At 74.4% G+C, this 12286-nt stretch carries 12 protein-coding genes; 7 read left to right on the forward strand and 5 right to left on the reverse strand.

All coding sequences use genetic code 11. The features are described 5' to 3' along the window. Positions 1-133 precede the first annotated feature (133 nt). The 3 genes from BJ992_RS32180 to BJ992_RS16410 all read left to right on the forward strand — a co-directional run bounded on the left by BJ992_RS32180 (position 134) and on the right by BJ992_RS16410 (position 2772). Positions 134-442, forward strand: coding sequence for a zinc-binding metallopeptidase family protein (locus BJ992_RS32180; RefSeq protein WP_221474850.1), 309 nt, complete (start codon positions 134-136; stop codon positions 440-442). Then, on the forward strand, positions 439-1242 hold the full coding sequence (locus BJ992_RS16405; protein ID WP_221474851.1) for a M20 family metallopeptidase: 804 nt from the start codon (positions 439-441) through the stop codon (positions 1240-1242). The genes BJ992_RS32180 and BJ992_RS16405 overlap by 4 nt, the downstream gene beginning before the upstream one ends. A gap of 186 nt (positions 1243-1428) precedes the next feature. Further along, positions 1429-2772 carry a serine hydrolase domain-containing protein gene (locus BJ992_RS16410; RefSeq protein ID WP_184981898.1) on the forward strand — a complete coding sequence of 448 codons (1344 nt, stop codon included), beginning with the start codon at positions 1429-1431 and terminating at the stop codon, positions 2770-2772. Between the two features lie 101 nt (positions 2773-2873). Here the strand turns inward: BJ992_RS16410 and BJ992_RS16415 are convergent, their stop codons facing one another. Continuing rightward, complete coding sequence (locus BJ992_RS16415; RefSeq protein ID WP_184981900.1) at positions 2874-3419, reverse strand: dihydrofolate reductase family protein; 546 nt, start codon at positions 3417-3419, stop codon at positions 2874-2876. A gap of 226 nt (positions 3420-3645) precedes the next feature. Here BJ992_RS16415 and ppk2 point away from each other — a divergent pair, with 226 nt between their 5' ends. After that, a complete protein-coding gene (gene ppk2 / locus BJ992_RS16420) occupies positions 3646-4590 on the forward strand; it encodes a polyphosphate kinase 2 (RefSeq protein ID WP_246496671.1) in 945 nt (314 codons plus the stop codon). A 91-nt stretch (positions 4591-4681) separates the two neighbouring features. On the opposite strand, the gene BJ992_RS16425 is transcribed toward ppk2, so the two are convergent. Together BJ992_RS16425 and BJ992_RS16430 are read right to left on the reverse strand one after the other, a co-directional pair. Continuing rightward, positions 4682-5374, reverse strand: coding sequence for a response regulator (locus BJ992_RS16425; protein WP_184981902.1), 693 nt, complete (start codon positions 5372-5374; stop codon positions 4682-4684). A 68-nt stretch (positions 5375-5442) separates the two neighbouring features. After that, on the reverse strand, positions 5443-6636 hold the full coding sequence (locus tag BJ992_RS16430; RefSeq protein ID WP_184981904.1) for a sensor histidine kinase: 1194 nt from the start codon (positions 6634-6636) through the stop codon (positions 5443-5445). A 160-nt stretch (positions 6637-6796) separates the two neighbouring features. On the opposite strand from BJ992_RS16430, the gene BJ992_RS16435 reads away from it, so the two are divergent. Then, positions 6797-7021, forward strand: a complete 225-nt coding sequence (locus BJ992_RS16435) for a hypothetical protein (protein ID WP_184981906.1) — start codon at positions 6797-6799, stop codon at positions 7019-7021. Here the strand turns inward: BJ992_RS16435 and BJ992_RS16440 are convergent. Both BJ992_RS16440 and BJ992_RS16445 read right to left on the reverse strand, forming a co-directional pair. Beyond that, complete coding sequence (locus BJ992_RS16440; protein WP_221475498.1) at positions 6993-7682, reverse strand: response regulator; 690 nt, start codon at positions 7680-7682, stop codon at positions 6993-6995. The genes BJ992_RS16435 and BJ992_RS16440 overlap by 29 nt on opposite strands. Further along, on the reverse strand, positions 7673-8878 hold the full coding sequence (locus BJ992_RS16445) for a sensor histidine kinase (RefSeq protein ID WP_343072699.1): 1206 nt from the start codon (positions 8876-8878) through the stop codon (positions 7673-7675). The genes BJ992_RS16440 and BJ992_RS16445 overlap by 10 nt, the downstream gene beginning before the upstream one ends. Before the next feature lie 111 nt (positions 8879-8989). Here BJ992_RS16445 and BJ992_RS16450 point away from each other — a divergent pair, with 111 nt between their 5' ends. Both BJ992_RS16450 and BJ992_RS16455 read left to right on the forward strand, forming a co-directional pair. Beyond that, positions 8990-9838, forward strand: coding sequence for an ABC transporter ATP-binding protein (locus BJ992_RS16450; RefSeq protein WP_184981910.1), 849 nt, complete (start codon positions 8990-8992; stop codon positions 9836-9838). Further along, complete coding sequence (locus BJ992_RS16455; protein ID WP_221474852.1) at positions 9835-12228, forward strand: ABC transporter permease; 2394 nt, start codon at positions 9835-9837, stop codon at positions 12226-12228. The genes BJ992_RS16450 and BJ992_RS16455 overlap by 4 nt, the downstream gene beginning before the upstream one ends. Positions 12229-12286: the final 58 nt, after the last annotated feature.

The following is a 12286-nucleotide window of genomic DNA, read 5'->3' on the forward strand; positions in this document are numbered from 1 at the left end:
ACACCTGAGTGCCCCTGAGCGGCGTCCTCACCGGGAATGGGGCCGGCCGGATGCACGGCATCGGTCACCCCCGCGCGCACGACCTGCGCCGGGGCCCTGGCGCGGGAGGCGGCGGCGGGTGACCATGGGGGCCATGGAGACCGTTCCCGAGTGGTTCGTGACCCTGGCCGGGGAGTTGCTCGCGGTGCCCTCGGTGGCGGACCGTCCGGCCGATCTGCACCGGGCCCTGGAGCTGGTGCTGGACGTCACCGGGCCCGGATTCACGGTGGAGCGGTTCGAGTCCGGCGGCAAGCCGAGCGCGCTGGTGTATCCCGCCGCGGCGTCGCGTCCCCGGTTCCCGGTGATCCTCAACGCGCACCTGGACGTGGTCCCCGCGCCGCCGGAGCAGTTCGTCCCCCGGCGCGAGGGGGACCGGCTGTACGCCAGGGTGCGCAGGACATGAAGGTGTCGGCGCTGGTGATGGCGTGGGTGTTCCGCGAGCAGGCCGCGGCCCTGCCGTACCCGGTCGCGCTGCAGCTGGTCACCGACGAGGAGGTCGGGGGACGCGACGGCACGCTGCACCAGCTCAGGAACGGTGTCATCGCCGACTTCGTCGTGATCGGCGAGCAGAGCCGCCTGCAGGTGGTGACCGACTCCAAAGGCATGGTCGTGGCGAACCTGCGGGCCACCGGTCACGCCGCGCACGGCGCCTACCCCTGGCTCGGGGACAACGCGCTGCTCAAACTGATGCGCAGCGTCGGCAACGTGCTGGACCGGTACCCGGTCGCCACCGAGGAGGTCTGGCGCACCACGGTGAACCTCGCGCGGATCGAGACACCGGCCGCCGCGCGCAACCAGGTCCCCGCCGCGGCCGAGGCGTGGCTGGACATCCGGTTCACACCGCAGGACCACGACCTGGACGGCCGGACCACCGAGCAGGTCGCCGAGTATCTGCGGGGGTTCTGCGAGCCCGGTGTCACCCCGGTCGTCGACCACGTCGACCCCCCGCACCACGCCGATCAGCACAGCCCCGACGTGCGCGCGCTGCGTGCGGCGGCGAGCCGGGAAGGCTACGACGCGCCGTTCCTGCGCAAGCACGGCGCCGCCGACGGACGGTTCTACTACGAGCGGGGGGTCGACGCGGTGATCTTCGGCATCGGCGGCGACGGCCAGCACGGGCCGCAGGAGTACGCCGACCTGACGACGGTGCTGCCGTACCGGCGAGCGCTCACGGCGTTCCTGCGCGACCGCCGGCCCGAGTGACCACGCCGTTGGTCGCGGGGGTGGCAGCAAGCGTCCCTCCGGTCTTGGCAAGCCGGACACCCGGGGATCACCGCAGGTCAGGATGGGGACGGCGGGCCGTGCCGCCGGGATGGGCCCGCCGCCGCCGGCAGGGGTCACGTGGCGGCGGGTATCCTCCCCGCAGGGTGCACACGGCGGGAGGCCGGCATGGTTCTGGAGGGCACGGCGCGAGCGCTGCTGCGCAGGGTGGCGGCCGAGCAGGCCGAGGCGCGGGTGCCGTCGCTGGCCGCGGCGGTGCTCAGGGACGGCGCGCCGGTCTGGTCCGGCACCCGGGGTGAGGTGGACGGCGCGCCGCCGGTCCCCGGCACGCAGTACCGCCTCGGGTCCATCACCAAGAGCATGGTCGCCACCCTGGTGATGCGGCTGCGCGACGAGGGCCTGCTCGACCTCAACGACCCCCTGGACAAGCACCTGCCCGGCACCCCCGTCGGTGAGGTCACCGTGGCCCAGCTGCTGTCCCACACCGGCGGCCTGACCGCCGAACCCCCCGGCCCCTGGTGGGAACGCACCCCCGGCGTGGACCCCGCCACCTTGACGGCCGCGCTGGACGGCACGCTCAAGCACCGGCCCGGCAGGCGCCACCACTACTCCAACCTCGGATACGGCCTGCTCGGCGAGGTGGTGGCCCGGCACCGCGGTGTGCCGTGGCACCAGTCCCTGCGCGAGGAGGTCCTGGAACCGCTCGGCATGCGCGACACCACCACCCGGCCCCGCGCGCCGCACGCCACCGGGTACGCCGTGCACCCCTACGCCGACGTGCTGCTGGCCGAACCCGAGCACGACGCCGCCGCCATGGCCCCGGCGGGACAGCTGTGGTCCACCCTGCCGGACCTGTGCCGGTGGGCCGGTTTCGTCGCACGCGGCGAGGGGTCGGTGCTGGCCGCGGCCACGCTCGCCGAGATGCGCGAACCCGCCGTCGTGGAGGACGGCGACGCCTGGGCCGGCGGGTACGGCCTCGGCATGCAGCTGCTGCGCCACCGGGGCCGCCGCCTGGCCGGCCACACCGGTTCCATGCCGGGTTTCCTCGCGCTGGTGTGGGCCGACCCGGCCGACGGCACCGGTGTGGCGCTGCTGGCCAACACCACCTCCGGGCTGCGGCCCGCCGTCGCCACCGACCTGCTGGACATCCTGGACGCCTGCGAGCCCGTCATCCCCGCCCCCTGGCGGCCGGCGGCCTGCGACACCGGCCTGCTGGAGCTCACCGGCCCCTGGTACTGGGGGCCCGCGCCGTACGTGCTGCGGCTGCGCTCAGGCCGCGAGCTGTCGCTCGGGCCCGCCGGCGGCCACGGCCGCGCGTCACGGTTCGCCTGGCGCGAGGACGGCACCTGGGTCGGGCTGGAGGGCTACTACGCCGGTGAGACGCTGCGCGTGGTGCGCCGCCCCGACGGCACGGTCAGCCACCTGGACGTCAACACCTTCGTGTTCACCCGCGAGCCGTACGACCCGGCCGCACCGGTCCCCGGCGGTGTGACCGACGACGGCTGGCGGTGACGGCGCGTGGCGTGAGGCGTCGGCGCGTGCTGTGAGGCGTAGCTCAGGTGCGGCCCCTGAGACGCCGTGTCGTGAGCCGCGTGCGTGGCCCCTGAGGCGCGTCAGGCCTCCGGTGCGTAGGTCAGGTGCAGCACACCGGTGGCGAAGGTGCGCGACTCCACCAGCCGCAGCGGGATCTGCGCCGACTGCTCGAACAGTCGCGCGCCGCCTCCCACGACGATCGGGTGGACCAGCAGCCGCAGCTCGTCCACCAGGCCGGCCGACAGCAGCGTGCGGACCAAGGTGGCGCTGCCGCTCATCGCGATGCCGGCGCCGGGGCCCTGCTTGAGACGGGTGACCGCCTCCACCACGTCCCCGCCGATCAGGGTGCTGTTCTCCCAGTCCGCCGACGTCATGGTGGTGGACACCACGTACTTGGGGGTGGCGTTGATCCGTCCCGCGATGGGGTCGTCGTCGGTGGTCTTGCCGGCGAACGCGCCGGAGAACTCCTCGTAGGTGCGCCGTCCCATCAGCATGGTGTCGGTCCCGGCGAGGTGGTCTTCCACCGCCTGGCCCATCTCGTCGTTGAAGTAGGGGAAATGCCACTTCTCCGGCGCCTCCATGACGCCGTCCAGGGACACAAAGAACGACGCGACAATCCTTTTCATCGTGAACTCCTCGAAAGCGGGGCACGCGACCGGTCTTCTGGCAGCGTCGCCGCCGGGGCCCGTCCCACGGCACCCGCGCGGCCGGTGCCTGGGGTCGGTTAGGGGTGCGCGGATGACCGGGGGGTGGCGGTGCGGTGAATTCCCGCGACCAGAAACCGCCGGACGGGATTAAGCCGCGTCCCTGGTGTCATATGGGGGGTATGAACCCCGAGAAGGTGCGCCTCGCATGAGTGAGCTGGACGAACGGCCGATCACCGACACCCAGGCCGCCGCGCGGCGCAGCGAGTTGCTGCGCGCCATGCCCGGCATCTGGGTGCAGGACGACGATGACGACGACCCCATGCTGATCAGGGCCGACGGCAACCCTGTCGACACCTGGCGCCAGCACTACCCGTACGACCGGCGCCTGTCGCGCGAGGAGTACGACAGCGACAAGCGGCTGCTGCAGATCGAGCTGCTGAAACTGCAGTACTGGCTGAAGTCGACCGGCGGCCGGCTGGTCATCCTTTTCGAGGGCCGCGACGCCGCCGGCAAAGGCGGCACCATCAAGCGCTTCATGGAGCACCTCAACCCGCGTGGCGCCACCGTGGTCGCCCTGGAGAAGCCCAGCGAGCGGGAACGCACCCAGTGGTACTTCCAGCGGTACATCGACCACCTGCCGGCCGCCGGGGAGATCGTGCTGTTCGACCGCTCCTGGTACAACCGCGCCGGGGTGGAACGGGTCATGGGGTTCTGCAGCCCCCAGCAGTACACCGAGTTCATCCAGCAGACACCGCAGCTGGAGCGCATGCTCGTCGAATCGGGGATCAACCTGGTGAAGCTGTGGTTCTCGGTGTCCCGCGCCGAGCAGCGCACCCGTTTCATCATCCGCCAGGTCGACCCGGTGCGGCAGTGGAAGCTCTCCCCCATGGACATCGCCTCCCTCGACAAATGGGACCAGTACACCCAGGCCAAGGAGGAGATGTTCCTGCACACCGACACCGACGTCGCCCCGTGGACGGTCATCAAGAGCAACGACAAGAAACGCGCGCGCCTGGAGGCGATGCGCCACGTCCTCAACCTGTTCGACTACGACGACAAGGACGCGCAGGTCGTCGGTGCCCCCGACCCCCGCATCGTCATCTCCGCCGCCGACATCTTCGACGAGGACCACACCGGCGAGAACGACTGACGGACCGAGGCGGCACCCCACCGGCCCCGGTCACCCACCGGCGAGTGGCCATGAGCCGAGCGGTGGCGCCGGGGACCGGCGGGCCGCGGCGTCACCGGTCGCCGGGGAGGTCGTCCAGCAGGCCGGCGTCGTGGACCAGCAGAGCGATCTGCACGCGGTTGTTGAAGCCGAGTTTGGCCAGGACGCCGGACACATAGGTCTTGACGGTGGGGACGCTCAGGTGGAGCACCGCGCCGATGCCGGCGTTGGAGCGGCCCTCGCCGACGGCCACGGCGACCTGCCGCTCACGGTCGTTGAGCACCGCGAGGCGCGCCGCCGCGTGGTCGCGCCGCAGATCGTGGCCCGACTCGGCGACACGCGCGATGAGCCGCCTGGTCACCGAAGGGGACAGCACGGGACGGCCCCGCGCCACCTGGCGCACCGCCGCGACGATCTCGGCCGGCGGGGTGTCCTTCAGCAGGAAACCCGCCGCGCCGGCACGCAACGCGCGCAGCACGTGCGCGTCGGCGTCGAACGTCGTCAGCACCACGACCTCCGGCGCTCCCGGACGGGCCCGCAGTGCCTCGGTGGCCGCCAGGCCGTCCATCACCGGCATACGGATGTCCATCAGCACCACGTCCGGCGCGTGCCGGTCCACCAGCGGGCCGACCTCGCTGCCGTTCCCCGCCTCGGCCACCACCCGGATGTCCGGCTCGCCCCCCAGCATCATCGCCAGGCCCACCCGCACCAGCGGGTCGTCGTCGGCGATCAGCACACCGACCGTCCGCTCCTGCGGCGCGCTCACTCAGGTCACCGTCCCGGTCACCGGCACGCGGCGGGGGAACGCGGCGGGATCCGGCCGGGAGCTCGTCGTCACGACGGCCAGGGTAACCAAGCCGCGACCCGCCAGCCACCGGCCGCCGTCGGCCCATGCTCCAGCCGCCCCCCGGCCAGACCGACCCGTTCCCCGAGCCCCATGAGGCCGTTCCCGGGCCCGCCGCCGTCAGGCGCGGCCCCGGCGCGACCGTGCGGCGTGCCGGCGAGTGCCGCCGGGGCCGTGTCCGCAGGGGTGTTGCCGACCTCGACGGTGAGTCCCCGGCCGGGTGAACCGGTGAGGCGGACCGTCACCTCGGCGCCGGGTGCGTGCTTGCGGACGTTGGTCAGGGCCTCCTGCACGACACGGTACGCGGTGCGGCCCACCGCGCCGGGGACCGTGCCTTCGGTCTCCTGGCGCAGGTCCACCCGCATGCCGGCCGTGCCGGACTCGGCGGCCAGGTGACGCACGTCGGCCAGGGTGGGCTGCGGCAGCTCGCCGACGGGGGCCCGCAGCACGCCGACCACCTCACGCAGGTCCTGCAGCGCCTGGTGCGCGCTCTCCCGGATCACCCCGGCGGCCCGCGCCAGGTCCTCAGGCGGCGCACCCGGACGGTACTCCAGCGCTCCGGCGTGCACGCTCAGCAGTGACAGGCGGTGCCCCAGCACGTCGTGGATCTCCCGCGCGATCGCCTCGCGCGCCAGGTGCTGCGCCTGCTCGGCCCGCAGCCGTGCCTCGGCCTCGGCACGCAGGGCACGTTCGCGCAGTGACTCGACCAGGCGCCGCCGGTGGTTGACGAACAGCCCCCAGCCGACCACCGCGCTCTGCGACACCACCCCCAGCAGCAGCGACAACGGCCACGACAGGTCCGGCTCGGGCCGCACCAGCGAGTAGCACAGCGCCGCCAGCAGGCTCAGCCCGTACACCGCGCCGCTCACCCGCGGCGGCCGGTGCACCGCGACGGTGAACAGCGTCACCAGCATCGCACCGCCGGCCAGCTCCGAGTACGACGACACCGCGACCAGCGCCACCGACAGGCCCACCGGGTGCCGCCGCCGCAGCCACAGCGCCGCGCAGGCCACCACACCGGTGAGCTGATCGAGGTTGAACAGCCACCGCGGCTCCGGCAGCGCGCCGGTGTCCCACCGCATGGCGGCGATCCACAGGCCGAACAGCACCGCCAGCAGGAACAGCGCGGTGTCGTCGAACGCGGTGCGCACGCGGTCGCGCGGCACAGGCGGGGTCGTGTCCATCCTGCCGGGAGCCTACGACGCGCCACCCCCGGCCGGGACCCCGCCGGCCGCGGCCGATACCGAAGTCGGCCGCGTCGGCTACTTCGGTCGCCGCGCCTTCCCGCGGGACGAGCCCGATGGCCGATCCGCGGCGCCGGGTGGCGTGCCTAGGCTTCCCCGCATGCGCAGAACCGCCGCGATCATCGGACTGGTCATGACCGTGCAGGGAGTCAGTGGCGCCATCGACCACCTGGCCGTGCAACCGTTCCTCGGGCCGTTGCTCAACTTCTTCAACCGCCAGATCATCCCGCGCGTGGACGCGCTGACCGGGTACGAACTGTTCGCCAACCTGCTGCTGGCCGCCTTGGGTGTCGTGGTCATGGCCGCGTCCGGTCACCGCTCCTGACCCCGTACGGCGGGTCGGCCTGGCCACGCAGGTAGGCGAGGACCGCGAGGACACGGCGGTGGTCGTCCGCGGCGGGTGGCAGGTCCAGTTTGGTGAGGATCGCGGCGATGTGCTTGGACACCGCGGCCTCGGTGACCACCAGCACACGCGCGATGGCGGCGTTGGAGCGGCCCTCGGCGACCAGGCCGAGGACCTCACGTTCACGGGGGGTGAGCCGGGACAGGGGGCCGCGGCGGCGGCTGAGCAGTTGCCGCACCACCTCGGGGTCCACGACCGTGTGCCCGGCGGCGACCCGCTCGACCGCGTCCACGAACTCCCGCACGTCGCCGATCCGGTCCTTGAGCAGGTAACCGATCCCCGCGCCGCCACCGGAGTCCAGCAGCTCGGCCGCGTAGGTCTGCTCGACGTACTGGCTGAGCACCAGGACGGCCAGCCCGGGGTGGCAGGCGCGCAGCGTCAGCGCCGCGCGCAGCCCCTCGTCGCCGAACCCCGGCGGCATGCGCACGTCGGCGACCACGATGTCGGGCCGGTCCCCGGCCACCGCGGCGATCAGCGCCTCGCCGTCGCCGACGGACGCGACGACCCGGTGGCCGAACCGGTCGAGCAGGCCGGCCAGGCCTTCGCGCAGCAGGACGACGTCCTCGGCGAGCGCTATCCGCAGACCTGGCACGGGATCTCCACACGCAGCGACGTCGGCCCGCCGGCCGGGCTGGACAGGGTCATCATGCCGTCGGTCACCGCGACCCGGTCGGCGAGCCCCGCGAGCCCCGTCCCGGCCGGGTCGGCACCCCCCACCCCGTCGTCGCCGATCTCCAGCACCAGCGCGCCGTCACGGACCCGTCCGCGCACGAAACCGCGCCGCGCGCCGCTGTGCTTGGCGATGTTGGCCAGCGCCTCGGACACCACGTAGAACGCGGTCACCTCGACGGCACGCGGCAGACGGCCCGGCAGCGACACGTCGACGTCGACCGGGACGGCGGACCGGCCCGCCACGTCTCCCACGGCCGCGCCGAGACCCCGGTCGGTGAGCACCTGGGGATGGACGCCGCGGATCAGCTCACGCAGCTCGGCCAAGGCGTGTCTCGCCTCCTCGTGCGCCTCGGCGAGCCGCGCCTCGACCGGCGACCCCGGCGGCACGTCGAGCCTGGCCAGGCCGATCTTCATGCTCAAGGACACCAGGCGCTGCTGCGCGCCGTCGTGCAGGTCGCGCTCGATCCTGCGGCGCTCGGCCTCGAACGCGTCGACCAGCCGCGCACGGGAACGGATGATCTCGGCGTCACCCGGCGCGAGCACGGCCCGCGTGACCAGGGCCCGGGTGCCGGCCCACGCGGCCATCAGGTAGGCGAACAGCGGGAGCAGCAGCACCCCGGCGACCAGCAGCGGCAGACCCTGCGACGGGGTCATGCCGGGCTGGAACGGCCCCGACATCAGCAGCAGCGGCAGCCACAACGCCGACGACACCAGGCCGATGTCCATCCACCACATCACCGACACCGCGACCACCGCGAACCCGAGGTCACGCCAGGTCGCCTGCTCATGGATCCGGGTGGCCAGCCAGGCACGCGGCCCCGGCCGTGGCGGCTCGGCGTGGGGGTTCCCGGCGGGGGCCCGGTCGACCAGCCGCAGCCGCCACCGCTCGAACGCCGCCGCCGGCAAGGCGAGCACGGCCAGCGCGATCACCACGGCGAGGGCCGCGACTCCGGTGCCGTAGGCGTAGGCCGCGTAGATCGCCGCGCAGGCGGCCACCGCGTGGACGGCGCTGCACAGCAGGTAGGCCAGCGACCGCCACGGCCAGGAGGACCGCAGGAACGCCGCCGGCCCGCGGGTCATGGCCGCCAAGGCGGTACGGGCGAGCACGCGACCGACGTTAACCGATCCACCCCCGCCGCCGCGGTAGTGCTGGGTCTACCTTGCGCTGTCGTCCCAGCACCCGTGTGCCGTGCGGCGCGGACGGCTTTGCTTGAGGTCATGAATCCGGCAGGCACCACAGACGACCCCGGCACCACCCACCCACCCGGCCCCCCAGGCGGCCCCGGCGTCACGGTCCCCGCGGGCAGCGGCACGGGCCGGACGAACGGGGAGCGGGAGGAGACCGTACGGCTGCGGGAGGTGCGCCGGCTGTACGACGCGGCCGCCGGCACGGTGCGGGCCCTGGACGGGGTGTCGGCGAGCTTCCACGCCGGCACGATGACGGCGATCATGGGCCCGTCGGGGTCGGGGAAGTCCACGTTGCTGCACTGCGCGGCGGGCCTCGACCGGCCGACCGGCGGTCAGGTCGTCATCGACGGCGTCGACCTGGCCTCGCTGAGCGAGCACGGCCTGACCCTGCTGCGCCGCCGGCGCGTGGGGTTCGTCTTCCAGGCGTTCAACCTGGTGTCGGCGCTCACCGCCGAGCAGAACGTCGCGCTGCCGCTGCGCCTGGCCCGCCGGGCCGCACCACCGGGCCTGGTCGAAGCGGCGCTGGCACAGGTCGGGCTCGCCGGCCGGGCGGCGCACCGGCCGAGCCGGTTGTCCGGCGGCGAGCAGCAGCGCGTGGCCATCGCGCGTGCGCTCATCACCGAGCCCGCCGTGGTGTTCGCCGACGAGCCGACCGGCCAGCTCGACACCTCGGCGTCCCGCCAGGTCCTCGGCATGCTGCGCGGCCTGGTCGACGACCACCGGCAGACCGTGATCATGGTGACGCACGACCCGGTGACGGCGTCCTACGCCGACCGGGTCCTGTTCCTCGCCGACGGCCGCGTGGTGGACGAGCACACCGGCACCGTCACCGCCGGGGACGTGGCCGCGCGGATGGCCGCGCTGGAGGCCGCGTCATGATGGCGCTCGCGACGTTGCGTGAGCGGTGGGCCTCGTTCGCCGGGGGGTTCGCCGTCCTGTTGCTCGGCATGACGATGGTGTCGATGAGCGCTCTGGCGCTGGCGTCGGCCGGTGCCAGGGTGCCGGACCGGCTGGCGGGGGCACCGGTGTTCGTCACGGTGCCGATGGCCGAGCGTGGTGACGGGAACTTCGCACCCGACCGTCCCTGGCCGCCGCGGACGGTGGCGTCGCTGCGGGAGCGGCTCGCCGCGATCCCCGGGGTCGCGCACGCCGTCGCCGATCGGACGTTCTACGCGCAGCCGGTCGTGGCCGGCCGGCCGGTCGCGCAGGAGCGGGGGTACGCGTGGTCGGCGGCCCGGCTCGCGCCGTACCGGTTGACGGCGGGTGCGGCACCCGGCGACGGCGAGGTGGCGCTGGACCGGTCACTGGGCCTGGCGCCGGGGACGCCGGTGCCGGTGCTCACCGTCCACGGACCGGTCACCTACATCGTCTCCGGCACGGTCGACGGGCCGGGGGTGTACCTCGGTGACGCCGAGGCCGAGCGCCTGTCGGCGGGGGTGCGCGCGATCGGCCTGGTCACCGGACCGGGAGCCGACACCGGCGCGGTCGCCGCGGCCGCGCGGACGGTGGCCGGGACCGCCGGTGTGGTGCGCACCGGTCAGGAGCGCGCCGTGCTCGAACCGCGCGACCACGAGCGGACCCGCTGGATCGGCGCGCAGGTCCTCACCGGCATGACCGCGCTGTCGGCGTTCACGTCGGTGCTGGTGGTGGGTTCGGCGTTCGCGGTCGGGGTGGCGCAGCGGCGCCGCGAGTTCGGCCTGCTGCGCGCCGTCGGCGCGACACCGCGCCAGGTGCGGCGCATGGTCTACGGTGAGGCGCTCGCGGTCGGCGTCACCGCGACGGCGGCCGGTGTGGCGGCCGGCGCGCTGCTCGGCCCCGTGCTGGGGGACGTGCTGGTCACCGCCGGGTTCGAGCCGCCGGGCTTCACGGTGCGGCTGTCGCCGGCGCCGCTCGCCGCGTCGTTCGCCGCCGGTGTGCTGGTCACGCTGGCGGGGGTGGGGACGGCGTCGCGGCGGGCCGCGCGGGTGCGGCCACTGGAGGCGTTGCGCGAGGCCGAGGTGGACGACCGTCCCCTGCCGCGCGTGCGGTGGGTCACCGGTGCGGCGTGCTGCGCACTCGGGCTCGTCGCCGCGGCCGGCGCGGCCCGCTCCGGCGGCTCCGATCCGTTCGTGATGCCGGGCCTGGTCGCGGCGATGGGGGTGATGGCGGGGCTGGCGCTGCTGTCACCGGCGGTGGTGCCGCCGGTGACACGGCTGGTGACCTGGCCACTCACCCGGGGCCGCGGCGCGACCGGCATGCTGGTCAGGCAGAACGCGCTCACGGCGGTACGCCGCACCGCGGCCACGGCCACACCGGTACTGCTCACCGTGGGCTGCGCCGTCCTGATCACCGGCCTGGTGCAGACCACCGCGGCCGGGTTCGCGCTGGCGCGCGCCACCGCCGTCCGCGCCGGCGCCGTCATCGTCCCCGACGGCACCCCCGGCCTCACCGACGCGGCGGCCTCGGCGGCCGGTGCGCGATCGTCGCTGTTCACCGCGCTGTACGACGCCGGCGGCACGCCGTTGAGCGCCATCGGCGCCACCCCCGAGCTGCTGGAGCGCGCCGGCGACACGCGGGTGGTGTCCGGCTCGCTGGACGCGCTGCGCCGCGCGGACCAGATCCTGGTCGCCGGCTGGCTGGCCGCCGGCCGGGGCCTGCGGCCGGGCTCGGTGCTGCCGGTGACGTTCGAGGACGGCACCTCGGCGTCCCTGACCGTCGGCGGCGTGCTCGGGGGTGCGGACGCCGACGTGCTGCTGTCGCGTGACCTGCTCCGGCGGCATGATCCGGTGGTCCTCGCGGCGCAGGCGTACGTCACCGGCACCCCGGCGCCGCCGGGCCCGGGAGCGCGGGTGACCGGCGTCGCGGCGTACGCGGCCGAGGCCGACGCCGAGGAGGACCGGCTGGTGTGGATCGCGACCCTGCTGCTTGTCGCGGTGTCCACCGTCTACGCCGGGGTGGCGATCGTCAACACGATGGTCATGTCGGCGGCGGGACGGGCCCGCGACCTGACGGTGCTGCGCCTGTCCGGCGCGTCGGGCCGCCAGGTGCTGACCACCGTGGCCGCCGAGTCGGCGCTGGTGGTGACGCTCGGCACCGCGCTCGGCGTGCTGGTGGCGCTGCCGGCGCTGCACGGCGTGCGCCGCGCCTTCGCCACGGCGATGCGCGCCGACGTCCCCCTGGTGATCCCCTGGCCGCTCATCGGCACGCTGGCCGCCGCCTGCCTGTTCCTGGCCGCCTGCGCCGCCGTGCTCGCCGCGCGTCCCGCGACCCGGCACGCCGCCGGCCGGTGACGGGGGCCGCCGGCCGGCGCGCCACGAGGATGAGCGGCGCGGCACCGTTCTGTCTGAG

The organism is Sphaerisporangium rubeum (genome assembly GCF_014207705.1).
Lineage (GTDB): Bacteria > Actinomycetota > Actinomycetes > Streptosporangiales > Streptosporangiaceae > Sphaerisporangium > Sphaerisporangium rubeum.

What these genes read in the sequence shown, in the direction of transcription:
- ppk2 (WP_246496671.1), top strand. Translation starts at nt 3,646, where the DNA reads ATGAGTGAGCTGGACGAACGGCCGATCACCGACACCCAGGCCGCCGCG.
- BJ992_RS16410 (WP_184981898.1), top strand. Translation starts at nt 1,429, where the DNA reads ATGGTTCTGGAGGGCACGGCGCGAGCGCTGCTGCGCAGGGTGGCGGCC.
- BJ992_RS16435 (WP_184981906.1), top strand. Translation starts at nt 6,797, where the DNA reads ATGCGCAGAACCGCCGCGATCATCGGACTGGTCATGACCGTGCAGGGA.
- BJ992_RS16430 (WP_184981904.1), bottom strand. Translation starts at nt 6,636, where the DNA reads ATGGACACGACCCCGCCTGTGCCGCGCGACCGCGTGCGCACCGCGTTC.
- BJ992_RS16455 (WP_221474852.1), top strand. Translation starts at nt 9,835, where the DNA reads ATGATGGCGCTCGCGACGTTGCGTGAGCGGTGGGCCTCGTTCGCCGGG.
- BJ992_RS32180 (WP_221474850.1), top strand. Translation starts at nt 134, where the DNA reads ATGGAGACCGTTCCCGAGTGGTTCGTGACCCTGGCCGGGGAGTTGCTC.
- BJ992_RS16405 (WP_221474851.1), top strand. Translation starts at nt 439, where the DNA reads ATGAAGGTGTCGGCGCTGGTGATGGCGTGGGTGTTCCGCGAGCAGGCC.
- BJ992_RS16450 (WP_184981910.1), top strand. Translation starts at nt 8,990, where the DNA reads ATGAATCCGGCAGGCACCACAGACGACCCCGGCACCACCCACCCACCC.
- BJ992_RS16415 (WP_184981900.1), bottom strand. Translation starts at nt 3,419, where the DNA reads ATGAAAAGGATTGTCGCGTCGTTCTTTGTGTCCCTGGACGGCGTCATG.